The organism is Bacillus mojavensis (assembly GCF_012648005.1).
GTDB lineage: Bacteria > Bacillota > Bacilli > Bacillales > Bacillaceae > Bacillus > Bacillus mojavensis.
Window position 1 is genome coordinate 2083138 of the sequence record NZ_CP051464.1, and the last position, 22442, is coordinate 2105579.

Below are 22442 nucleotides of genomic sequence, written 5' to 3' on the forward strand. Positions count from 1 at the left end.
AATCGTTCATTTCATATGAACGATTTTTTCGTGAACATAAAAAAGCAGCCGAAAATAGGCTGCTTTTTTAATCATCAGATCTGTCCTTCAGCTGTCTTGGATTCACCTGTTTATTCAGGTTAGGTTTTCCGCCAAGATGCTGAGAAATCTGTTCCCATGATACAATTTTGAAATTTTGATTGACAGCTTGTCCATTTTCTATATTTTCTCCGTCCTGCGCTACAAAAATGCCATAAGGATATTTTGGCCCCAGCCCGAAACCAAGAACATCAATACCGTCAGTATCACTCGTCCCGTCTATTTTCTCGCCATCCGTAATTTCAAAATTGGCAATATACCGATTGCCTCTTTGCCTTTCATACATCGCATAGCTGTTATTGCCTTGACTTGAGGCGATGAGATAACCTTTTCCGTCCGGCGCATAATAGATGGCCAGTCCCTCAATATCAGCTGTTAAATGCTTTCCATCAGCACGATCAATGACTTTGCCCTGTGATCCTCCAGATGGTTCAGCATTAAATTTCCAAATTGCTGTGTCTTCCTCCGCTATATAGAGATTTCCGTACTCATCATCTGCGACGAGACCTTCAGTTTGAGAATTTAATTTGAATTGCCGCACTTTTTTCCCTGTTACATATCCCTTTCCATTGTCGGCCATTTCATATTGCTCGAACTCTCCTTGTTTTCCCGACACCAACGCATAAAATGCCCCTGTTTTTTGGCTGTGATACAGGCTGAAACCGTAAACCTCAGACATATCAGTGGAAATGGGATGTTTCGGATCTGTGATGCTTTTCAATTCACCTTTTTCCCCATCAATGGCGTAAACTTCAATCGAATTTTTTCCTTCTGTCCGGTTTGAAGCAGCGACAATGTCAATCTGTTTGCCGTTGAGGGGAAAATCATAGCGCAGATCGACATTATTCAGCTTGCCAAACTCGTAAGAATTGATCTGTTTGCCATCCAAATCATACACGACTAACCCGGACTTCTTGTTTGTCGTTATCAATTTGCTTTTTTCCGGATGCTTTGCATCAACCCAAATGGACGGATCATCTGCAGCGTCATCTCCGGAAGCAACCGGCTCAGTCTCTCCCTTTGCCGTCACTTTGAAATGATTCACTTCACCAGCATGATGAGCCGATACCGAATTTGCAGATAGGCTAAGCAATAAACATGCAGCAGCACTAAACAGAATGGTTTTTGGATACTTCATTTTTCAGCCCCCTTATTTAAACCTTCTTTCTTATTGTAAAATATATGAAGTTGGTGAATAGTGAGACAATTGAACCTTTTTTACGTAAAGTTTCTGACTCAAAAGAACGCTTTTTTATATCGGCGTGAGAAGATGAAATGGGACCTGCTTATAAGGCGCGAAAATAGAGAATAAGAATATTTAGTACACTGTTTGTTTAGTTTATATTAAGCCCATCTCTACAATTTCTCTTAAAAATTCCCTGCATTTTGTCTTATTGATTGCTTTTCATTAACTCGAATAAAAAGTTGAACCTATGATGCATGGTAGAGATAAGAATATAAACCAGAAGTTTTAGTCACTGGCGGAGCGGGATCAATCGGAAGTCAGATTGTCAAGCATCTTTTGCTGCTTATACCTTGTATTCAGCAAAGACGACTGTAAACAGTATGGTAAGGAGCCAAAAGTATGCGGAGGATCGGCGGCTTTCAATTGTACTGGGAGATGTTATTACAAAAGACAGAGCTGCCCAAATTATTAAAGATCTGCATATAGAAAAAAAGCATAAAACAAACCTGTCTATCGATTAGACAGGCTTGTTTTTGCTTGCATTTTATTTGTCAAATAGGTGCTGATAGTTTTCATATCCCTCTTCTTTGAGCTTATCCTTAGGAATAAACCGCAGCGCCGCAGAATTGATGCAGTAACGAAGTCCGCTTGGCCCAGGTCCGTCATTAAATACATGTCCCAGATGGGAATCGGCTGTTCGGCTTCTGACTTCTGTTCGAATCATTCCGTGGCTCGTATCCTGTTTTTCTTCCACTTCTTCTTCCTCAATCGGCTTAGTAAAGCTTGGCCAGCCGCAATGGGAATCAAATTTATCCTTGGACGTAAACAAAGGCTTTCCTGACACTATGTCAACATAAAGCCCTTCTTCCTTATGATCCCAATACTCATTTTGAAACGGCGGCTCCGTTCCGTTATTTTGTGTGACCTCGTATTGCATACGGTTTAATGATTTTATTCTTTCTTCTTTATTTAGCGTCATTTATTTCGCCCCCCAATGCTCACTGATAAATCCAGCTCTTCCGGAGCCTGTCCGGTAACGCTGATAATGCCCTGGATTCTTTTTATAAAAATGCTGATGGTAATCTTCCGCTTCATAGAATGGTTCAGCCTTTAAAATGTCTGTCACGATAGGACCTTTAAAAATGCCGCTTTCCGACAGCCGCTGTTTTGATGCTTCAGCAAGCTCCTTTTGTTTTTCAGTATGATAAAAAATCGCTGCACGGTAAGAGCTGCCGCGATCAGCGAACTGGCCGCCTGCATCTGTCGGATCAATTTGCTGCCAGAACAGCTCTAATAGCTTTTCATAAGGGAATACATCAGGTTCAAACGTGATTTGTACGGCTTCACGATGCCCTGTTGTTTCGCTGCATACTTCTTCATAGGTAGGGTTTTCAGTATGGCCGCCTGTATACCCGGACACCACTTTTTCGATTCCAGGCTGTTCGTCAAAAGGTTTGACCATACACCAAAAACAGCCGCCTGCAAATGTGGCGAGTTCTTTTTTTTCAGACATACTGGTGCCTCCTTTGTTAATACGTGGTATTATTATATTATAGCATGTAAAAATAGAATGAAAATGATTCTGCTTTTCAATAAAATTCTATAGGTTTTGAGTATTAGCAATTATGTAATGGGGGTTCACAAATTTGAAAGTAAGAACACAAATGATGTATGATATGGAAACTTTACTCCGTAAAGTTTTTAAACAAATACGCAATGAAATCAATGACATTCTAGATAAAGAGCTGTCGCGGAATGAATTTACCATTTTGCGCATTTTAAGTGAACAGGGACCTAAAAAAGTGACTGAATTTGCGCCCATTTTGGAAGTATCAGCAAGCCACATTACAGCAGTGACTGACGCGCTTGTAGAAAAGGAATGGATCACGAGAATCAGATCGAAGGAAGATCGGCGGATCATCCGCATCCACATCACTGAAGCAGGTGAAAAAATCGTTCAGCATTTCAATGAGAAAAAAACTGAATATTTCTTTAAACGCTTTGATTGTTATACTGATACTGAACTTGCCACATTAATCGAGCTTTTCAGCAAACTTGATAAAAAACGGTAAAAAAAGCACATACCCTCTATCAGGGTATGTGCTTTTCGAAGCGCCTTTCTTATCTATCAGTAAACAATTTCATCGTTTTCCAGCGGCCGTATCTGTAGTACAAAAACGCCACACAGCTGCTGAATAAGAAACTCATACCGATTCCGAGACCGATCCCTTTCTGTCCAAGCCAAGCTGAAAACAGAGCCGTGAAAGGATATCTCAAAACCCAGAAAGAAATTAAATTTAAAATCAAGACCTGCAACATGGCCCCAGCGGCTCTGACAATTCCGTTCAGCACAAAATTAATACCGATAAACGGATAGAAAAACGCAATCCACCGCAAATATTGTTCACCAAACGCTACCGCGTCAGGCTCACTAATAAATAACCTCATTAAGTATTTTCCAAATATCCAAATGATAATAGCAATGACGAGCATGAATGAAATAACAGATATCACCCCAAGCTTCGCAATCGATTCCACTCTTTTATAGTTTCCGAGTCCGATATTCTGCCCAGCCATGCTGTTGACCGCCGTACCGGCCGCCATAGCCGGAAGTGTGATGATGCTGTCCAGCCGCTGCACCGCGCCAAATCCAGAGACCACATGTTCTCCATATGAGTTGACGACACTCATGATCGCCATCATTCCGCCTGTAATTACCATCATCTGCAGACCGGCGGGAATACCGAGTTTCAGAATCAATGCAGTCTCTTCCCACTTAGGAGCTCTTGGCATAGAAAACGGAACTAGCTGATGTTTGATGACATAAAACAAACCATATAGAAACGCAATCCCCTGTGACAAAACAGTTGAATAAGCTGCTCCCGCAATCCCCATGCGGAAAACAGAAATAAAGAGCGGTGCCAGCACAGCATTCAGCACAACGGCAAAAGCGATGAACCTTAACGGTGTTTTGCTGTCACCAAGCGCCCGAAGAACCGTACTGATAAAGTTATAACCAAACAAAAACAGTATGCCGATAAATTGAATCTGCAAATAGATCTCGGCAAGCGGAATCATGGATTCTGGCGTTTGCAGAAGACGCAGCAATGGTTCTGACAAGAAAAAACCGGCTGCGCCGAACCCGATGCTTAAGCCTGTCAATAAAACGACAAAGGCATTGATGTACGACGCCATTCCTTTCTCATCATCTTTTCCTTTTTGCTGAGACAAAATGGTTAAGGTCGCATTATTAAGTCCCAAAATAAAAGACAGCACGGTTAATACAATCGTGCTTGATACCGCGGCCGCGCCAAGCGCTTTTGCCCCCAGCAAATTGCCGACCCATAAACTGTCTATGAATTGAAAAGAAACCTGCAGAGCATTTCCCAGCATAATAGGCATCGAAAATAGGATGAGCTGCCTCAGTACGTTTCCCTTCGTAAAATCGTATGCTTTCATTTCTTCTCCTTGTTCTCTTATATTTTCGTCCAGCCGCATGAAAAAAGAGACGATGCAGCATGTCTCTTTTTTTCACGATTTATCGGCTTTTTTTCGGTCTTTCATGCCAAATGTAAACACCATCACACTCAGAAACAATGCGCAGTACGAAATGTTCAAGTACATTTGATCCATATCTTCAGCGGCCAGATGATGATAAGCAAGCCAGCCGAAGTAAAGGGAAAACGTAAATGATAACAAACTGAAATACTGGTAAATCCGCTTCATTTCAGTCACCTCTATTGTTTAGGATGGTAATAGGAAAATTCAATTTCATCTTGTTCTAAATTAATTTTATTTGCTTTAACATACATACCGTTCGTTAATGGCATTTCAGACAGACGGACCTCAATGCTTTTATCGCCGGGATGAACATGCACAAAGGATGGAAGTTCATAGAAGCTGTCCATATAATTTAACACAAAGCTAATAGGAATACTCAATTTCCCTAAGGAAAATTTCGTTACATTCAGCTCGACATCGCCATTCTTTTTCACGGTCGGCTCAAATGCGATAAACGCGTCAATTGACGTGGAAAATGCTTTGATTTTCCCCGCTACATGGACATCGTCACCAATATCCACTTTGTAATCAAGCTTGTTTGACGCTTTCTCGTTTAAATATGAGTTGACAAAAGCAGCTAAAGATTCTTTTGTGCTGGTCACTTGAAATCCGTACTCGCTTTTAGAGGTATCCTCTACCTGAGCTTGCTTGCCCGGCAGCATGAGCAGCGTCACAAACCCTACTGCTAATACAATATTGATTGCAAGCAATATAAAAAACAGTCGTTTCCAGTTATTCATGATTTCACCCTACTCTTTCGGTAATCCTTCTTTTTCAATTGCTTGATAGACCCGTTTTGCTATTAAGGAATAACCCGTTCCATTAGGATGAAAATCATCTTCCTCAGAAATTCGTTTACTGTCACTTTTTTGATTGAACAAGTCTTCTATATTAATGATTTTTGCATGTTTATCTTTTTTCAGCTCTTTTTTAGCAATGTTGTTCCAATCTGTGACTACCCCGTTAATTTCCTGTAATTCAGATAGAGTAAATGTAAACGGATTATACATGCTGACATAAATCAGTTCTGCGTGATTATTCAGCGCCCGGATCTCTGAAATGATTTTTTTAAAACGCTTTTCGTACGGCTTTTCCTCTTCCTGGAACGGTTCGACGGTTAATTGCAGGAAGTTTTGGCGAAGGACCTTCATCAGATCATTACCGCCAATTGTTAAAAAGACATAATCTGCATCTTTTATGCCTTTTTGAACGTTTTTATCTTTTAGTTTCTCTAACAAATCTTCTGTACGATTCCCTTTGACGGCATAATTTTTGACGTCTACCTTTTTGACTTGCTCATTTGACCGGATAGAATCCGCCACCTTGCCAACATATCCCTTGCCCTCGGGATCTCCGACACCTTCTGTAAGCGAATCTCCGACAGCGGCAATGACAATGTGCTCTTTCGTTTTCAGTTCATGGGCTTTTTGTTTTCCCTCAGATGCTGTACGTAAGCTAGTACACGCAGTAAGAAGCAAAATCAAACTGGCCATGAGTGCAAAAATGCGCAGTTTCAATCTTGTTGCTCCTCCCCATTCTACTAGTGGAAAGTGTATCATGTTTTAGGAGATTTGAAAATGCCTTGTCTTCGAGATTACTTGAGTTTGCTGGCTGTTTTCACATCAGCGATGATGTCATCGTATGGTGTATTTTCTACTCCATTGTAATCTTTCAGCACTTTACCGTCAGGGCCTACTAAATAAAAAGAAGATTGATGAATGACCTGGTCCTGGCCTTCAGGTTTCTTCACGATCGCTTTAAAGCTCTCAAACGCAAACGTCTCGATGTCACTTTGACTGTATCCCGTTAGAAAATCCCAGTTATCAAAAGATAAAGGATAATTTGCCGCAAATTTTTTCAGCTGCTCCGGGTTATCTTTCTCAGGATCAACACTGAAGGATACAATGCGCACATCTATATTCTCAGCCTTTAATTTCTTTTGAAGATCTGTCATATGAGCTGTCATCGGGGGACATACGGTCTCACAATTGGTAAAAATAAAGTCTGCGAGCCAAACCTCTCCTTTTAAACTGTCTAAAGAAACATTTTTGCCATCTTGGTTTTTAAAAGTAAAAGGCTCCACCTGGTAATTAAGCGGATCCTTAATCTGATGTCCTCCGCAGGCACACAAAAGCAAAAAAATCAGTCCTGCCGCAAACCCTTTGATCATCTTCATGCCGTTCACCCTTTCCAGCTTAAAGCGCTTACTAAATGGCGTGCTCACCTTCCTACCCTTGTTTCATTCTATACCCGCAAAAAAATTCCTGCATGCCCCTTCGTACGCCTGCGCGCGGCATAGCAAAGGGGACACACAGGAATAAACGGCGTATCACGCGTTGTGTTTTAACACCTCTTGATGAAAAACAGCCTGATAATCAGTCCATTTCATCCGGCGCTTCATATATTGTCGGAAAGAATATACTTTTGCCCTGCTATTTGATGAAAACACCTCTTTTAAGTAAATCTGCAAATGCTGATTCAACATAAAAAAATAATGTTCATCTTCCTTTAACACAGGTATTTCTGTCACTTTCACCTGAATCCCGTCGCTTCGTTTGAACTCTAGGCTTTTGAGTAACAAGCTATCAATCCTCATTTTTTGATTGTTTTCTTCTATTATATACAATGCCGGCCGGGCTGTCTGTCATTTTGCGCGGTTGTGCCGAAAAAATCAAATCAGCAGATGGAATAAATCTTGATCCTTATTTACCTCTAAATAATGAAACGCTTTTTTATTCATCCGTTCAATCAGCGGTCCATAATCAGCTTTGTTTTGAAGCTCAATGCCGACAAGAGCCGGTCCGTTGCTCTTATTGTTTTTCTTCGTATACTCAAATCGTGTAATGTCATCATTCGGCCCAAGAACTTCGTCAAGAAATTCACGGAGTGCACCAGCTCTTTGCGGAAAATTGACGATAAAATAATGCTGAAGTCCTTCAAAAATCATAGACCGCTCCTTCATTTCCTGCATTCTTCCAATATCGTTATTGCCGCCGCTGACAACACATACTACGTTTTTCCCTTTAATTTCTTCCTTATATAAATCCAGTGCCGCAACAGAAAGAGCACCCGCCGGTTCAGCGACAATCGCACATTGATTATATAATTCAAGAATGGCTGTGCATACCTTCCCTTCAGGCACGAGAAGGATGTCATCAACTACGGTTTCTAGCGCTTGAAAGGTTTCATCGCCGATTTTTTTTACTGCCGCTCCGTCCACAAATTTATCAATTTTATCTAACGTAACGACATGTCCAGCTTTGTTAGATTCAAAATAAGACGCAGCGCCCGCCGGTTCAACCGCGATCACTTTTGTCTCAGGAGACACGTTTTTCATATACGTGCCGACCCCTGCAAGAAGCCCGCCTCCCCCGACACTTGCAAATAGAAAATGCGGTTCTGTATCAATGTCATTTAAAATTTCGACTGCCAGAGTTCCCTGGCCGGCCATTACATCCGGATCATCAAACGGATGAATAAAGGTTCGGTGTTCCTGCTCACAGCATTCAACTGCATTTTTATACGCATCATCAAAAGTATCACCTGTCAAAATAATATCGATAAATCCTTTTCCGAACAGTTCCACTTGTGACACTTTTTGTCTTGGTGTTGTGGAAGGCATGAAAATTTTCCCATGAATGCCCAGGTGTTTACACGAAAACGCTACACCTTGTGCGTGGTTTCCGGCACTTGCGCACACGACCCCGTTTTTAGTCTGCTCGTCAGAGAGCTGCTTCATTTTGTTATAAGCCCCTCTGAGTTTAAAAGATCTGACTACCTGCAAGTCTTCTCGCTTCAAATAAATATTGCATTCGTATCTCTCAGAAAGTCTGTCATTCCTTTGCAGCGGTGTGTGAGCCACAACGTCCTTCACGTTTTGATGAGCCTTTAAAATGTCTTTCACTTGGATGAGAGAGTTTTCTTTAAGCAACGGTTTCATGTACAGATTCCTTTCTTGTTTTAAATCCCTATTTAATATGCCATTATAACACGAATATTCAAATAATAAGACAATTATTTTTATTTAGTAAATAAAAAAATCAATCGCATTCTAAGTTCGCCGCATCCAGCAGGCATAAGAACAAAGTTCTAAAGGATAAAAGATGTTTTTAGATGAAAGGCATGTTATAATAGAACCAATTAGAACCAAAAGGAGCCAATAAATGATTACCGCACCTCAACCTTGCACTTTTCATAATCTAATTGGAGAGCATCAACTCTTTCTCGAAACAAAACGAGTCGCTATGCAGTTTGCCTTATCAGAGCTTCCTGTCCTGATCACAGGAAAAGTCGGAACAGGCAAGGATCATTTTGCACAAGCCATACACCAAGGCTCTTCAAGAAATGGCGAACCATTGATCAGTATCAATTGCAGCACCCATTCAGAAGAAAGCCTTGCATACGAGCTTTTTGGCTCTGACGGAATCTCCGGTGCGTTTCAAAAAGCCGCCCGAGGCACACTTCTTCTTAATGACATATGGAATATGCCGGTTTCTGTACAAGCTAAGCTTTTAGAAGCACTTGACTCTGATGGGGAAAAACCGAGAATCATCTGTGCTTCTGTCATCCCGATAACAGAGGTTGCCAAAAATACATTCAGGCAAGACTTATTTTACAGGCTGAATATTTTAACGCTCACATTGCCGGTGCTGACCGAGCGAAAAAGCGATATCCCCCTTTTGACCCAGTATTTCCTTTCAGAATCCGGGCAGCCTTTATTAATTGAGCCTTCAGTCTTTCCGCTGCTTAAACAGCATCCATTTGAAGGGAATGTAAGAGAATTAAAAAACGCAACAGATTATATGGCGGCAGTATCCAGCGGAGGAATCATTCATCCGTATGACGTTCCGCCCTATATAAGGGACGGACTAAATGAAAAAACGACGAAGAAAAAAGCGAAGCTTCTGACTTTAATGGAAAAAGCAGAATTTCTGTTTATTTTGGAAACCATAAAAGTGTTAAATGAAAAAGGCGAACCGGCAAGCAGACGGATCATTTCTGAACGCAGCAAAAACAGCCAAACCTCACTAACGCCGCAGCAGGTCAGAAGCCGTCTGGATTATTTGGAGAAAAAAGAGTATGTGACAAAAAGCCGCGGACGTGCGGGCACAAAAATTACGTTAGAAGGGCTGAATTTTTTAGAAACGCTGCAAAAACAAATGATGTAGCAGCGAAAGTGAGGAGAATGTACGTGTATACAATAAAAGAAGAGATTGCCAACGCCATCACCCACGGCATCGGTGTGTTCTTATCCATACCAGCCTTAGTGTTCCTGATCATATTTGCGGCTAATTACGGATCCGCATGGGATATCGTCAGCTTTACCATATTTGGTGTATCCATGCTGCTGCTTTATTTGAGCTCCACCCTGCTTCACAGCATTCAGCACAAAAAGACGAAAGATATTTTGGAGATTATTGACCATAGCGCTATTTACGTGTTGATTGCCGGAACCTACACCCCTTTTCTGCTTGGACCGTTAAAGGGCACACTCGGCTTCACCCTGCTGATCATCGTTTGGTCGCTTGCCCTTTGCGGAATCGTGTTTAAAATTTTCTTTGTAAAACGGTTTATCATTTTATCTACCTTGATGTATTTATTAATGGGATGGCTGATGATCATCGCGGTTAAACCTTTATATGCCTCACTGACAGGAGCTGGATTCAGCCTTCTTTTACTTGGCGGTCTGCTGTATTCTGCCGGAACGATCTTTTATATCTGGAGAAAGGTTCCCTTCCATCACGCCATTTGGCACAGCTTTGTTTTAGGCGGAAGCGCAGCGATGTTTTTCTGCGTGCTGTTCTATTGTGTGAAAGTGCCGTTTTTATCCTAATGAAAAAGCGCAGTCTCAGTGACTGCGCTTTTTTAGGCCCGTAATTGCTTCTCACTTGCCGGAATATAAGCTTTAGAAAATGACAATTCTATATCTGCTGGTTTTAAGCGTTTAAAAAGCGACCCCTTCAGCACTTCATCTGTTCCTGTCGTTTCCACTATTACAACCGGAAGGCTGCAGCGGGCGGCAAGTTCCAATGGATCGATGCACCCATCTAAAGAAAGAATCATGCTTTGGCCTTTTTCTAATTGGGTCAAAGTATCTTCATATACCTTTTCTGAACTGCTCTCTTGTATGACATTCATCCGTTCAAGCCATTGTCCGATAATCGGTAAGCGAAACACTTTGGGGTTTGCGATAAAACCGGCAGGCTTCTCAATATACCCAGCAATTAAAGCAAGTTCAGCTAATCGCAAACGAGAATGCACATACAAAACAGGACCGCTCGGTATCGGCTCTGGCTGATGGATGGTGATGACAGATCCTGAAATACCGATACAGCCTTCCAAAAACGCCTTTGGCTGCTCGTAAACGAGTTTCATCTGTTTTTTGTATGACAGACGCGGATCCAGCATTCTTTGATTAAACAATTGTTTTATATTTTTTAACAGCATATACACAATGTAAATCACTAGGCAGCTGTAGCGAATCAATTAAAATCCTCCCGCTTCAGATGATGCATTCTTTTTTTCATACACTAAAAATTCATAGTCATACGGATTTTTTTCGTCCTTCGTCCCTTGCTCAGAAGAAACAAGCTTCCATTTGCTCTCATCAAATTCAGGAAAGTAGCGGTCTCCATCAAACTGGTGATGAATTTTTGTCATATACAGCCTGTCCGCATAAGGAAACAGCGCCGTATAAAGCTGTGCGCCTCCGATCACGAAGCATTCCTCAGTATCTGAAGCAATCTGAAGTACGTCCTCTATTGAACTGACAACGGTACACCCTGGAAATTCTGCATCGTGTGCAGATGTCACAACAATATTTTTCCGATTTGGAAGCGGTCGTCCAATTGATTCATATGTTTTTCGCCCCATGATGATTGAATGTCCTGAGGTTACTTTTTTAAAGTATGCAAGGTCATTCGGCAAATGCCACGGCAAATCATTGTCCTTCCCTATAAGCCGATTGGCATCCATCGCGAAGATGAATGAAATCATACGCTGACCGCTCCTTTAATATGCGGATGCGGATTGTAATCTTCAATGATAAAGTCATCAAACGTAAAGCCGAAAATTGAATCAACCTCTCTGGCAAAACGAAGCTTCGGCAGCGGGCGGACATCTCTGGTCAGCTGCAAGTTAACCTGTTCAATGTGATTTTGATAAATATGAACATCTCCGAATGTATGAATAAACTCGCCCGGCTCAAGCCCTGTTACATGAGCGATCATCATTGTAAGCAGCGCATAAGAAGCTATATTAAACGGCACTCCGAGGAAAACATCGGCTGAGCGCTGATAAAGCTGGCAGGACAGCTTGCCGTCAGACACATAAAATTGGAACAGGCAGTGGCATGGTGGCAAGGCCATTTTATCGATTTCACCAACATTCCAGGCACTGACGATTAAACGTCTGGAGTTCGGATTTGTTTTAATATCTTCAACAAGACGTGAAATTTGATCAATGGTTTCTCCGTCAGCTCCCCGCCATGAGCGCCATTGTGAACCATATACAGGTCCGAGTTCGCCGTTTTCATCGGCCCACTCATTCCAAATACGCACTCCGTTTTCCTGCAGATAGCGTACATTGGTATCCCCCTTTAAAAACCAAAGCAGCTCATGCGCAATTGATTTAAAGTGAAGTTTTTTTGTGGTCAGCATCGGGAAGCCTTCCTGCAAATTAAATCTCATTTGATAGCCGAAGGTGCTGATTGTTCCGGTTCCTGTACGGTCTCCCTTTTTTTCACCATGATCTAAAACATGCCGGCATAATTCTTTATACTGTTTCATTTCATTCATCCTTTAAAAGTAGTCTTATAGTAGTGTAACACAATAAAAAATCATTTCTGAACCCAGAAATGATTTTTTTTATAGATTAGCTGACAACAGGCTTTTCGTCCTGTTCTTTTTCTTCATCTTGCAGATCCTGATGTGTGTGGGCAATTCTGCTCGCTGCTGCGGCTGCAAGTGCTGCGACAATATCATCCAAAAACGTATGGATGCCGTCAGGGCTTTCATCGAGCTCCTTAATAATTCCGATCTTCTCTTTATCCAAATAACCAAAGTTGGTCAAGCCGATCGAGCCGTACACATTAACGATTGAAAGAGGGATAATTTCATCTATACCGTAGAGCGGTTCATCTGTTTCAACAAGATGCTGCAGCGGTTCAGGAAGAAGCTTCTGCTCTGCAAGCTGATCAAGCGCCAGCCCTGTTAATACAGCATGGATAATTTCACGCTTGTTCAGTACTTTTTCTACATTCTCCATACATACACTAAGCGGGAGATTTGGATTGTATTTTTCCTGAAGTTTTTGAACGATACGCGCAATGTCTTCTATCATAACGCCCCGTTTGTTCAGCATATCCTTTGTTATATCGACCATTTCATTCATTGTGTACTTTTTCATATCTAATGGCATCTCCTTTAGGCACTCATCCAGTTGGGAGGTGTGTTGCGGTCCCAATAAATGCTCCCAAGCTCATGGTGTGATTGAAATCCATCTTCTGCTGTATGATAATGAAAATTAAACCAGTAGCCGTCATGCGGAGGGTGGTCTCTGCGCACATGGAACCTGAGAAGGTCTTCTCCGGTTGACCGATTGTAAACGTGAAAGATTTTCTCCGTTTTCCCCGCTGAAGGCTTGCTTGAAATCACAACATCTTGATACGCTTCATCGTCTTGCAATGTCGCTAAGAAATCACATATGACATTTTCGATTTTCGGCAGAATCTCTTTGCGATAGTCATCTTCAATGACCGGAGCAATTTTGCTGCCAAATTTCAAAAAAGACTGATTTTCAGCGCTGTCAAGGAGTTGTTCCTTGTACGATTGAAAAAGTAATTCGGGGTCTCCCCTGTCTTCCGTTTCATAATCATCGTACAAATCATGCTCATCATAAAAAGCGGTGTAATCATTCTGCTCAAGACTGCTCGGCTGTCCTGAAGGCTTGTCTGCCATGAGAGCAGCCGGAGGAGATACGAGCCCAAACGTTACGATGGTAAATAAAACCACAAGGGTCTTTCTCATCCACAAGTTCATGACTGCTTATTCCTCTCTCTTTTATTGTCATGTTTCTCTTATTTTATCATAGGTCGAACATCCAAGTCATGCACTATATGAAGCTCTAACTCAATTTAGGAGATTTGTTGCTTTGCTGCGTGTATAAAAACGCTTACAATATAATGTGAAAGGAGGCCTTCCGCATGATTGACGCTTTGTTTGCAACGGTTTCACTTTTAACACTATTATATTTTGTCGTCATGGAAGTCACCGATTAGAAACAAGCCCGTGAGGTTCTTCACGGGCTTGTTTCGCTTGCGATTTGAATAACACCGTAGTGAAAAAGCGCTGTTTTTCTTTTCAATACGTTAAAACCAAATTGGTCAAAGCGCGGGCTTTTCCAATGGTCTTTGAGCACCACGCTTTTTCTGGCTGCCCGCACCGCTTCTTTGATACAGCCATCCGCCAATGCAGAATCCTCAGCCAACTCTCGTAATGGCGCGATGCCATCAGATGACTCTACAGGCTCATGAAACATCGGATCAAAATAAATGACATCTACTGATTTGTCAGGCAGCTGCTTTAGATAGTCAAAGCAATCCGCATGAATCACTTGTATTCTTTTCATGGCAGATTGAAGCTGTTCTATACCGGTTTCCCACGAACGGAGCCCCGCATTCACCAGAACGGACACAAGCTTGTTTTTTTCCAGCCCGATCACCGAACCGGTTTCGCCAACCGCCATACTTGCGATAATGGCGTCGGAAGCCAACCCGAGCGTGCAATCCAAAAAAGAATCTCCGGCCGTTAAGCCAGCTGCCCGAAGCATTGGCTCTTGCTCGCCGCGAATCAACCGTTTAGCTCTGAACATCGCTGTATTCGGATGGAAAAAGAATTTACCGCCTTGTTTTGTATAAAGTTCGAACCGCTCTTTTCCAACCACGAGCAAATCACGCTCAGTTGCCTTCAGCATATTTTCAACCGTTTGTTTATTTCGGCTGCAATATTGTATATCCAGCTCTTCCGAAAGCATTTTTGCGATCTTTATCGTGTGGTCTGACGGTCTATAGCTTGTTGTAATCATGATTTATACTCCAAAAGAAAATGCCCGGTAAACGGGCATTTAGCAGTGTGCATCAAAGGCATCAGTCAAGTTTTTCATGATTTCTTCCATTTCGTGCCCTTCAATCTCATGACGCGGAATAAAATGCACGACTTCTTTGCCTTTCAAAAGAGCCATTGACGGTGAAGAAGGCTCCTGGCCTGTTAAATACTCACGCATTTTTGCAGTGGCTTCTTTATCCTGGCCCGCAAATACTGTCACCGTATTGTCAGGTGTTTTGTCGTTCTGCAGGACTGCCTGCGTTGCCGCAGGACGCGCAAGACCTGCCGCACAGCCGCAAACAGAGTTAATGACTACGAGAGTTGTGCCCTCTGCTTTCCCCATGAAATTTTCTACTTCTTCTGCTGTTGTTAATTCTTCAAAACCGGCCCCAGTCAGCTCGCGGCGCATCGGAACGACAAGCTGGCGCATATATTCTTCATAAGCCATTGACATAAAAAAGCCCCCTCTAAATATCCTTCATCTGAAGTAAAGGATACTATAGAGAGAGCCGGATTTCAAATGTTCACATCTTAAAACAAGAGAATGTGATCCCGATGTCTAGATTTTCATGATACCGCCCGTATTGGCACTTGTCACAAGTTTAGAATAACGGGCCAAATAGCCGGTTTTCACTTTTGGCTCAAAGCCTTTCCAATTCGCTTTCCGTTTTTCCCATTCTTCTTCCGGTACTTGAACGTCCAGAATGCGTTTTTCGATATCAACGATGATATGATCGCCGTTCTCAACAAAGGCAAGCGGTCCGCCTTCTGCTGCCTCTGGTGATACGTGTCCGATTGAAAGGCCTCGGGATGCCCCGGAAAAACGTCCGTCTGTAATCAACGCTACTTTCGGACCAAGCCCCATTCCGACAATCTGTGATGTAGGTGCAAGCATTTCAGGCATACCCGGCCCGCCCTTTGGCCCTTCGTAACGAATGATGACGACATCGCCTTCTTTTACTTTCCGGTTGATAATGCCGTCTAGCGCCTCATCCTGAGAGTCGAATACGACAGCTGGCCCTTCATGTCTCGTAATACCGTTCTGTACGCCGCCAGTTTTGATGATAGCGCCGTCCGGAGCCAAATTTCCGAATAATACGGCAAGGCCTCCCTTTTCAGTGAATGGCTGATCTAATGGATGAATGACGTTATAATCCTTCACTTCATGACCGGCAACGGTTTCTCCGAGTGTTTGACCTGTAACTGTCAGCGCGTCTAAATGAAGTGCTCCTTCTTTTTTGGAAAGCTCATTCAATGCTGCAGACACACCGCCCGCTTCATGAAGATCTTCAATAAATACATCAGATGCAGGTGCCAGCTTGGACAAATGCGGCACGCGCTCTGCAACTTCATTGATGCGTTCCAAAGAGTATTCAACGCCAGCTTCATTTGCCAGGGCAAGCGTATGAAGTACAGTATTTGTTGAACCGCCGAGCGCCATGTCAAGCGCAAACGCATTGTCAATCGCTTTTACCGTGACGATATCTCTCGGTTTGATGTCTTTGCGAATGGTTTCCATTAATTGCTTAGCTGATTTTCTGACAAACTCTTTTCGATCCGGGGATGTCGCGAGAATGGTTCCATTACCAGGCAAAGCCAATCCAAGTGCTTCTGACAGACAGTTCATTGAGTTTGCTGTAAACATTCCGGAGCAAGATCCACATGTCGGGCAGCCGAACTGTTCTAATTCTTGAAGTTCGCTTTCCCCGATTTTTCCGGCTTGATAAGCACCGACTCCCTCAAATACTGAAGATAGAGAAATTTTGCGCCCGTCGCTTGTTCTTCCTGCAGCCATTGGTCCCCCGCTGACAAAAATGGTCGGAATGTTGATGCGCACAGCCGCCATAAGCATTCCCGGCGTGATTTTATCACAGTTCGGAATACAGACCATTCCGTCAAACCAGTGCGCTGATACGACAGTTTCCACTGAGTCAGCGATGATCTCTCGGCTTGGGAGCGAATATCGCATTCCGATATGCCCCATCGCAATTCCGTCATCTACACCAATTGTATTAAATTCAAACGGTACGCCTCCGGCTTCTCTGATTGCTTCTTTTACGATTTTCCCAAACTCCTGCAAGTGAACATGACCGGGAACGATATCAATATATGAGTTACAAACCGCAATAAACGGTTTGCCAAAATCCTCTTCTTTTACACCTGCTGCACGAAGCAAACTGCGGTGCGGTGCTCTATCGATTCCTTGTGTGATCATGTTACTGCGTAATTCTGCCATGGTGATCCTCCTAAATAGTCTCAATTGTTAAATTGAATATTATTTTAACAATTTTCAGTTTATTTGTGGGCTGTTTTTGCTAAATTGCATGATGTCAGGCCGCCCTATCCTCGGTTGTTGATTCATGTTTTTATATTTATATAGCTTTCTGTCGATGTGAACCCTCCAACTATTTAATATTGTTACTTACTATATATAGTTTTCAACTATTTTTCAACAATATTCGAAATAATTTTTATAAAAAGTGAATTCAAATTAAAAAGGTGCATGATCTGCACCTTTCCTTCTTTTTTATTCGCCTTTTCTTCTGCTTTCTGTCATTTGCTTCCAGACTGAACCTTTTGCCTCTTCACCATGTTCAATTCGTTCCAGCGCCATTTTCACTTGAAGGCTCACTTCAAATTCTGGATCATCTTCAGCAGCCCGCAAAGCTTCAATTGCGCTTTCATCACCGACTTCGTAAAGGAACATAGCGGCGCGCCACCGGACTAGCTTGCTTGAGTCGCTTAACGATTTTATCATCGCAGGGATGGCTTGGGGGTCGCCGATATCAGACAGGCAGTCTCCAGCCGTCCTTCTCACCGATACAGACTTATCCTCAAGCGCCTTATACAATAGAGGAAGAACATCAGGTGATTCAATCATTCCTAAATACACAACAGCCTGCCTTCTAATGGATACCTTTGGATCATCCAATGCTTTTTGCAAAACGGGGATGTCCTCTTCTTTTGGATCCATCTGCTCCAAGTGTGCGTAACGCTGTTTCCAATCCTCATCATCCAGCATGTCGAGCGTGACTTTATAGGCTTTGCGTTGTACCGTTTGTTTCGTTTCGCCTTTCCCTTGAGCCGCTGCATCCGTCAGCCGTTTCAGCCTTTCATCACTGTATGCGGCCTGAAGCTCTTCTGTCACGTCATGGCCGATTTCAGTAAAATCGCCGAATCTGACGCCTTGTTCTTTCCAGGCTCGTTCAAATACAACATTTGACGCTTCAGCTCTGAGTTTTAAGATCGCCTGCTGAAAACGGTCAGGAAGCCCGAAGCGTTCTTCACGCTCGCCATCTGTTAATTTGACTTGCATAGGAATTCCGCTGAACATCTGTACAAAAACTTTCACCTCTCCAAATGACTCTTGTTCCGAGCGGTTTTCTGCACTCTCAGCGCTTTCCATTCCAAATGCCGTCCGGACTTGCGGTAAAATGTCTTTCCAGTCATATCTGGCGTTCCGTTCAACCGCAAGAAAGTCGGCAACATGATATACCCCTTTAACTCCTTCAATATTTAGGATTTCCACGACAACAGGCGGGGCGCCTTCTGCCTGATCCGGTTTATAATTATTGCTTTTGCCCGCCGGAAGCTCTTCCGTTAAGATGACCTTCATTGTGTTCGGGCTTGGCGTCGGTTCAATTGATTTTATCTTCATGATTGTCCTCCTATAGCCTATCTGTGACTTATTCTAACATAGTCGCCCCGCGCCTTCTATTACGATGTTTCAATATCAATTCCGGGAATTTCTTTTTCTAATTGACTGACGAAATGAAGCATAAATTTATGCCTCTCGTCAGCGATTACTCTTGCGGTATCTGTATTCATCATATCTTTGAGGAGCAGCAGCTTACCGAAAAAGTGGGCATAGGCACTCTTATCATTTCCATAAAGGCTATGTCCCTTTGCTCCAGCAAACATAAACGCTCTTGCTATCCCTACTGCCCCGACCGCATCCAGCCTGTCAGCATCCTGTACAATTTCCCCCTCAAGTGAAAGCGGTTCTTTTCCGAACTTTTCCCTGTCCCGAAAGGACATTCTTGTAATAATGTGAATAATTCTTTCAGCCTCTTCTTTTCCGGCTCCTAAAGAAACAAGCCGTTCATACACCTCGCTGACTGAAAGCCTGGCTGCGTCAGGCAGCTTCACATCAATCAAATCATGAACCAAGGCTGCCGCTTCAACGATGAACAAATCCGCATTTTCCTTTTTCCCAATATATAAAGCAAGCTTTGCAACTCTTGATACATGAAGCCAGTCATGACCCGAGCTTTCCCCGTTCAGAACAGATTTGACCCATGTCCTGATTTGCTCTGTCTGCATCCGTTTTCGATCCTGCACCAAAACACCCTCTTTAATGTCCTAATAACTTCGCAATAACGTCTTCCAGCTCTTTCGGATTTGTGTTTGGCGAATAGCGGCCGGCTATTTCTCCGTTTCTGTCCACTACAAATTTAGTGAAATTCCATTTGATTGCCTTTGTTCCGAGCATGCCTTTCGCATGTTCTGTCAAATACACAAAAAGCGGGTGGGCGTTTTTTCCGTTCACCTCCACTTTTGAAAACATGGGAAACGTAACACCGTAATTTGTTTTGCAAAATTCCTGTATGCCTTCCTCATCGTCAGGCTCCTGATTCATAAATTGATTGCAGGGGAACCCTAAAATCTCCAGGCCCTCCGGCTGGTATGTATCATACAGCTCCTGAAGCTGCTTAAATTGAGGTGTAAAGCCGCATTTACTGGCTGTATTTACAATGATCAACACCTTTCCGGCAAATGGCTGAAGTGTCATGTCTTTACCTGTAATGGTCCGTACCCTCATATTATATATAGACATTGAAATTCCCTCCTACTGAACCTGAGTGCTGTGATTATTTTACCTTTTTTCCTGTTTCAAAACAAAACGGAAGCTTATATACATATAGTTTTATGAATTGGCCAGCTGTTCATTTGTATAGACATCGTGCTCAACGGATGTCCTTCCCTCTTAGGATCATTTGTTTATGAATAGAAACATCTTCCAATAAGAGGAAACTATTATTGTATGTATCACATGACACCTGAAAAAACTCATTACAGTGAAACCAAAAGTCATATGTTTGCGTTTATTATATAGTGTTTTCTGCTGTTCCCCTCCAAACCCTTTTAGATAGATTGAAAATTGGCGAGAAAATTCCTATAATGAAGAAAATTAACGGGGAAATGATGGAGGTGGCACGTTGCCTATTAATATACCTACACACCTGCCGGCAAAACAGGTGCTTGAGAGTGAACATATCTTTGTAATGGATGAAAGCAGAGCATTCCATCAGGATATCCGGCCGCAGAAAATCATTATTTTAAATTTAATGCCGAAAAAAATTCAAACGGAAACTCAGCTGCTCAGACTACTTGGGAATTCGCCTTTACAGGTCCATTTTACATTTTTAATTCCAAGCACACATACACCGAAAAATACAGCAAGGGAACACCTTGATGAGTTTTACACGACATTCTCCAATATCCGTCATAAGAAATTTGACGGCATGATCATCACCGGTGCGCCGATTGAGCATTTGGCGTTTGAAGATGTTTCTTATTGGGAAGAGCTCAAGGAGATTATGGAATGGAGCAAAACGAATGTCACGTCAACCTTGCATATTTGCTGGGGTGCTCAGGCAGGTTTGTACTATCATTACGGCGTGGAAAAAATTGAAATGCCGAAAAAAATCTTTGGTGTGTTTGAACATACTGTTCTTTCCAAGCACGAAAGATTGGTAAGAGGTTTTGACGAGCTATACTACGTGCCGCATTCCCGGCATACAGATATAAATATGGAACAACTGCAAGCAGTGCCCGAGTTAAACATTCTTACTGCATCAAAGGAAGCAGGGGTTTGCTTAATTGTGTCAAAAGACGAAAAACAAGTCTTTTTAACAGGACACCCTGAATATGATACAAATACGCTTCTTCAAGAGTATGAAAGAGATCTGGAACGAAATCTTTCGACTGTCGAGGCGCCGAAACATTATTTCGCAGAAGACAGCAAAGAGCCTGTCAATCGCTGGAAAGCACATGCGACATTATTGTTTATGAACTGGCTTAATTATTATGTTTACCAAGAAACTCCTTATGAATGGGACTAATTTTTCTTTTTTAAGTGATACGCTGAGCAAAAAATATGATAAAATACATCTGATTCAGTATGCGTATAACAAAAATTTAAAATACTGGAATCCGAATCTTTTAAAATTAGCTTAATTTTTTCACTGCATTAATAATTCAATTATGTATTTGTGTTATGTTTATGTATAGACAATAACTCCTTACGATGCATGAAGCTTGCTTGTTGTTGATTACATTGAGGTGAATTTACTTGAATACCAATAAAAGAGTATTAATTTTGACTGCAAATTACGGAAATGGACATGTACAGGTAGCCAAAACGCTTTATGAACAATGTGTACGTCTCGGCTTTCAGCATGTAACAGTTTCTAATTTGTACCAAGAGTCAAATCCGATTGTTTCAGAGGTAACTCAGTACCTTTATTTAAAAAGCTTCTCAATCGGAAAACAGTTTTATCGTTTGTTTTATTACGGAGTTGACAAAATCTATAATAAACGCAAATTCAATATTTACTTTAAAATGGGAAATAAACGATTGGGCGAACTTGTGGAAGAACATCAGCCCGATATCATTATTAATACATTTCCGATGATCGTCGTACCCGAATACAGACGGAGAACAGGTAGGGTTATACCTACCTTCAACGTCATGACTGATTTTTGCCTTCATAAAATTTGGGTTCACGAAAATGTGGATAAATATTATGTAGCGACAGATTATGTGAAGGAAAAACTGATTGAGATCGGCACACATCCCAGCAACGTAAAGATTACGGGTATCCCGATCAGGCCTCAATTTGAAGAATCTCTGCCGGTTGAGCCGATTTATAAAAAATACGATCTTTCGCCTGACAAAAAAGTGCTGCTCATCATGGCTGGCGCACACGGTGTATTAAAGAACGTAAAAGAGCTATGCGAAAACCTTGTCATGGATGATCAGGTGCAAGTGGTTGTCGTATGCGGAAAAAATACGGATTTAAAAGAATCTCTGAGCGTACTTGAAGCAGAAAACGGCGATAAATTAAAGGTTCTCGGCTATGTTGAGCGAATTGACGAGCTCTTTCGGGTCACAGATTGCATGATTACAAAACCAGGCGGCATTACGTTGACAGAAGCAACTGCTATCGGTGTTCCTGTTATTCTGTACAAACCAGTTCCTGGACAAGAAAAAGAAAATGCAATTTTCTTTGAGGACCGCGGGGCTGCCATTGTCGTGAATCGGCATGAAGAAATTCTAGAGGCTGTCACCTCCCTTCTTTCAGATGAGGATACCTTACAGCGAATGAAGAAGAACATTAAGAGTCTTCATTTGGCACACTCCTCTGAAGTGATTTTGGAGGATATTTTGAAGGAATCAGAAATGATGACGACCAAACAAAAAGCCAAGGCGCTTTCTTAACTGATGTTCT

Annotated in this window: 26 protein-coding genes; 5 read left to right on the top strand and 21 right to left on the bottom strand. The window is 42.2% G+C overall.

Translation table 11 applies throughout. From position 1 onward, the window contains the following. Positions 1-67 precede the first annotated feature (67 nt). The 3 genes from HC660_RS10710 to msrA form a co-directional block, all read right to left on the bottom strand. A complete protein-coding gene (locus tag HC660_RS10710) occupies positions 68-1216 on the bottom strand; it encodes a phytase (protein WP_168748080.1) in 1149 nt (382 codons plus the stop codon). A 592-nt stretch (positions 1217-1808) separates the two neighbouring features. Beyond that, on the bottom strand, positions 1809-2243 hold the full coding sequence (gene msrB / locus HC660_RS10720) for a peptide-methionine (R)-S-oxide reductase MsrB (protein ID WP_029441326.1): 435 nt from the start codon (positions 2241-2243) through the stop codon (positions 1809-1811). Continuing rightward, positions 2244-2777, bottom strand: a complete 534-nt coding sequence (gene msrA, locus HC660_RS10725) for a peptide-methionine (S)-S-oxide reductase MsrA (RefSeq protein WP_168748081.1) — start codon at positions 2775-2777, stop codon at positions 2244-2246. A gap of 133 nt (positions 2778-2910) precedes the next feature. On the opposite strand from msrA, the gene HC660_RS10730 reads away from it, so the two are divergent. Continuing rightward, positions 2911-3336, top strand: coding sequence for a MarR family transcriptional regulator (locus HC660_RS10730; protein ID WP_024121778.1), 426 nt, complete (start codon positions 2911-2913; stop codon positions 3334-3336). Between the two features lie 49 nt (positions 3337-3385). Here HC660_RS10730 and HC660_RS10735 read toward each other — a convergent pair whose 3' ends face one another. The 7 genes from HC660_RS10735 to ilvA form a co-directional block, all read right to left on the bottom strand. Next, on the bottom strand, positions 3386-4723 hold the full coding sequence (locus HC660_RS10735) for an MATE family efflux transporter (RefSeq protein WP_168748082.1): 1338 nt from the start codon (positions 4721-4723) through the stop codon (positions 3386-3388). 72 nt (positions 4724-4795) lie between these two features. After that, positions 4796-4990: a protein YpmT gene (gene ypmT / locus HC660_RS10740; protein WP_010334639.1), complete on the bottom strand. Its 195-nt coding sequence runs from the start codon at positions 4988-4990 to the stop codon at positions 4796-4798. 11 nt (positions 4991-5001) lie between these two features. Continuing rightward, a complete protein-coding gene (locus tag HC660_RS10745; RefSeq protein ID WP_010334640.1) occupies positions 5002-5565 on the bottom strand; it encodes a YpmS family protein in 564 nt (187 codons plus the stop codon). Positions 5566-5574: 9 nt separating this feature from the next. After that, positions 5575-6342, bottom strand: coding sequence for an SGNH/GDSL hydrolase family protein (locus HC660_RS10750; RefSeq protein ID WP_010334641.1), 768 nt, complete (start codon positions 6340-6342; stop codon positions 5575-5577). A 77-nt stretch (positions 6343-6419) separates the two neighbouring features. Then, the gene (locus tag HC660_RS10755; RefSeq protein ID WP_168748083.1) at positions 6420-7001 is read right to left on the bottom strand and encodes a cytochrome c oxidase assembly accessory protein ScuA; all 582 of its coding nucleotides are present in this window, start codon (positions 6999-7001) and stop codon (positions 6420-6422) included. A 153-nt stretch (positions 7002-7154) separates the two neighbouring features. Then, positions 7155-7406 carry a DUF2535 family protein gene (locus HC660_RS10760; protein ID WP_010334643.1) on the bottom strand — a complete coding sequence of 84 codons (252 nt, stop codon included), beginning with the start codon at positions 7404-7406 and terminating at the stop codon, positions 7155-7157. A 90-nt stretch (positions 7407-7496) separates the two neighbouring features. Next, entirely contained in the window at positions 7497-8765 is a 1269-nt protein-coding gene (gene ilvA, locus HC660_RS10765; RefSeq protein ID WP_168748084.1) for a threonine ammonia-lyase IlvA, read from the bottom strand. Between the two features lie 223 nt (positions 8766-8988). Between ilvA and HC660_RS10770 the strand changes: the two genes are divergently transcribed. After that, complete coding sequence (locus HC660_RS10770) at positions 8989-9993, top strand: sigma 54-interacting transcriptional regulator (RefSeq protein WP_168748085.1); 1005 nt, start codon at positions 8989-8991, stop codon at positions 9991-9993. Between the two features lie 23 nt (positions 9994-10016). Then, complete coding sequence (gene trhA / locus HC660_RS10775) at positions 10017-10658, top strand: PAQR family membrane homeostasis protein TrhA (protein WP_168748086.1); 642 nt, start codon at positions 10017-10019, stop codon at positions 10656-10658. 32 nt (positions 10659-10690) lie between these two features. On the opposite strand, the gene HC660_RS10780 is transcribed toward trhA, so the two are convergent. From HC660_RS10780 to HC660_RS10830, 11 genes are all read right to left on the bottom strand, one after another. After that, a complete protein-coding gene (locus tag HC660_RS10780; RefSeq protein WP_010334647.1) occupies positions 10691-11311 on the bottom strand; it encodes a lysophospholipid acyltransferase family protein in 621 nt (206 codons plus the stop codon). Next, entirely contained in the window at positions 11312-11821 is a 510-nt protein-coding gene (dfrA, locus tag HC660_RS10785; protein ID WP_010334649.1) for a dihydrofolate reductase DfrA, read from the bottom strand. It abuts the gene before it with no gap. Beyond that, on the bottom strand, positions 11818-12612 hold the full coding sequence (locus tag HC660_RS10790; RefSeq protein ID WP_010334650.1) for a thymidylate synthase: 795 nt from the start codon (positions 12610-12612) through the stop codon (positions 11818-11820). Before HC660_RS10790 ends, dfrA begins: the two co-directional genes overlap by 4 nt. A gap of 85 nt (positions 12613-12697) precedes the next feature. Beyond that, complete coding sequence (locus HC660_RS10795) at positions 12698-13231, bottom strand: phosphatidylglycerophosphatase A family protein (RefSeq protein ID WP_003230797.1); 534 nt, start codon at positions 13229-13231, stop codon at positions 12698-12700. Positions 13232-13248: 17 nt separating this feature from the next. Beyond that, positions 13249-13863: a YpjP family protein gene (locus HC660_RS10800; RefSeq protein WP_168748087.1), complete on the bottom strand. Its 615-nt coding sequence runs from the start codon at positions 13861-13863 to the stop codon at positions 13249-13251. A 259-nt stretch (positions 13864-14122) separates the two neighbouring features. Further along, positions 14123-14908 (bottom strand): class I SAM-dependent methyltransferase, encoded by a 786-nt coding sequence (locus tag HC660_RS10805; RefSeq protein ID WP_168748088.1) that lies wholly within the window; start codon positions 14906-14908, stop codon positions 14123-14125. A gap of 39 nt (positions 14909-14947) precedes the next feature. Beyond that, positions 14948-15382, bottom strand: coding sequence for a bacilliredoxin BrxA (brxA, locus tag HC660_RS10810; protein WP_168748089.1), 435 nt, complete (start codon positions 15380-15382; stop codon positions 14948-14950). 105 nt (positions 15383-15487) lie between these two features. Beyond that, complete coding sequence (gene ilvD / locus HC660_RS10815) at positions 15488-17164, bottom strand: dihydroxy-acid dehydratase (protein WP_168748090.1); 1677 nt, start codon at positions 17162-17164, stop codon at positions 15488-15490. A gap of 291 nt (positions 17165-17455) precedes the next feature. Continuing rightward, entirely contained in the window at positions 17456-18586 is a 1131-nt protein-coding gene (locus HC660_RS10820) for a conserved virulence factor C family protein (protein WP_010334657.1), read from the bottom strand. Between the two features lie 59 nt (positions 18587-18645). Beyond that, the gene (locus HC660_RS10825) at positions 18646-19251 is read right to left on the bottom strand and encodes an Mn(2+)-dependent (deoxy)ribonucleoside pyrophosphohydrolase (RefSeq protein WP_168749451.1); all 606 of its coding nucleotides are present in this window, start codon (positions 19249-19251) and stop codon (positions 18646-18648) included. 31 nt (positions 19252-19282) lie between these two features. Continuing rightward, positions 19283-19765 (bottom strand): glutathione peroxidase, encoded by a 483-nt coding sequence (locus HC660_RS10830; RefSeq protein WP_010334659.1) that lies wholly within the window; start codon positions 19763-19765, stop codon positions 19283-19285. 382 nt (positions 19766-20147) lie between these two features. Here HC660_RS10830 and metA point away from each other — a divergent pair, with 382 nt between their 5' ends. Both metA and HC660_RS10840 read left to right on the top strand, forming a co-directional pair. Beyond that, positions 20148-21053 (top strand): homoserine O-acetyltransferase MetA, encoded by a 906-nt coding sequence (gene metA, locus HC660_RS10835; protein WP_010334661.1) that lies wholly within the window; start codon positions 20148-20150, stop codon positions 21051-21053. A gap of 230 nt (positions 21054-21283) precedes the next feature. Then, positions 21284-22432: a diglucosyl diacylglycerol synthase gene (locus HC660_RS10840; protein WP_101864408.1), complete on the top strand. Its 1149-nt coding sequence runs from the start codon at positions 21284-21286 to the stop codon at positions 22430-22432. The last annotated feature ends 10 nt before the right edge of the window (positions 22433-22442 follow it).

What these genes read in the sequence shown, in the direction of transcription:
- HC660_RS10795 (WP_003230797.1), bottom strand. Translation starts at nt 13,231, where the DNA reads ATGAAAAAGTACACAATGAATGAAATGGTCGATATAACAAAGGATATG.
- msrA (WP_168748081.1), bottom strand. Translation starts at nt 2,777, where the DNA reads ATGTCTGAAAAAAAAGAACTCGCCACATTTGCAGGCGGCTGTTTTTGG.
- HC660_RS10790 (WP_010334650.1), bottom strand. Translation starts at nt 12,612, where the DNA reads ATGAAACAGTATAAAGAATTATGCCGGCATGTTTTAGATCATGGTGAA.
- ilvD (WP_168748090.1), bottom strand. Translation starts at nt 17,164, where the DNA reads ATGGCAGAATTACGCAGTAACATGATCACACAAGGAATCGATAGAGCA.
- HC660_RS10735 (WP_168748082.1), bottom strand. Translation starts at nt 4,723, where the DNA reads ATGAAAGCATACGATTTTACGAAGGGAAACGTACTGAGGCAGCTCATC.
- ypmT (WP_010334639.1), bottom strand. Translation starts at nt 4,990, where the DNA reads ATGAAGCGGATTTACCAGTATTTCAGTTTGTTATCATTTACGTTTTCC.
- HC660_RS10755 (WP_168748083.1), bottom strand. Translation starts at nt 7,001, where the DNA reads ATGAAGATGATCAAAGGGTTTGCGGCAGGACTGATTTTTTTGCTTTTG.
- HC660_RS10745 (WP_010334640.1), bottom strand. Translation starts at nt 5,565, where the DNA reads ATGAATAACTGGAAACGACTGTTTTTTATATTGCTTGCAATCAATATT.
- HC660_RS10825 (WP_168749451.1), bottom strand. Translation starts at nt 19,251, where the DNA reads ATGCAGACAGAGCAAATCAGGACATGGGTCAAATCTGTTCTGAACGGG.
- HC660_RS10710 (WP_168748080.1), bottom strand. Translation starts at nt 1,216, where the DNA reads ATGAAGTATCCAAAAACCATTCTGTTTAGTGCTGCTGCATGTTTATTG.
- ilvA (WP_168748084.1), bottom strand. Translation starts at nt 8,765, where the DNA reads ATGAAACCGTTGCTTAAAGAAAACTCTCTCATCCAAGTGAAAGACATT.
- msrB (WP_029441326.1), bottom strand. Translation starts at nt 2,243, where the DNA reads ATGACGCTAAATAAAGAAGAAAGAATAAAATCATTAAACCGTATGCAA.
- HC660_RS10820 (WP_010334657.1), bottom strand. Translation starts at nt 18,586, where the DNA reads ATGAAGATAAAATCAATTGAACCGACGCCAAGCCCGAACACAATGAAG.
- brxA (WP_168748089.1), bottom strand. Translation starts at nt 15,382, where the DNA reads ATGTCAATGGCTTATGAAGAATATATGCGCCAGCTTGTCGTTCCGATG.
- HC660_RS10830 (WP_010334659.1), bottom strand. Translation starts at nt 19,765, where the DNA reads ATGTCTATATATAATATGAGGGTACGGACCATTACAGGTAAAGACATG.
- dfrA (WP_010334649.1), bottom strand. Translation starts at nt 11,821, where the DNA reads ATGATTTCATTCATCTTCGCGATGGATGCCAATCGGCTTATAGGGAAG.
- HC660_RS10800 (WP_168748087.1), bottom strand. Translation starts at nt 13,863, where the DNA reads ATGAACTTGTGGATGAGAAAGACCCTTGTGGTTTTATTTACCATCGTA.
- HC660_RS10805 (WP_168748088.1), bottom strand. Translation starts at nt 14,908, where the DNA reads ATGATTACAACAAGCTATAGACCGTCAGACCACACGATAAAGATCGCA.
- HC660_RS10770 (WP_168748085.1), top strand. Translation starts at nt 8,989, where the DNA reads ATGATTACCGCACCTCAACCTTGCACTTTTCATAATCTAATTGGAGAG.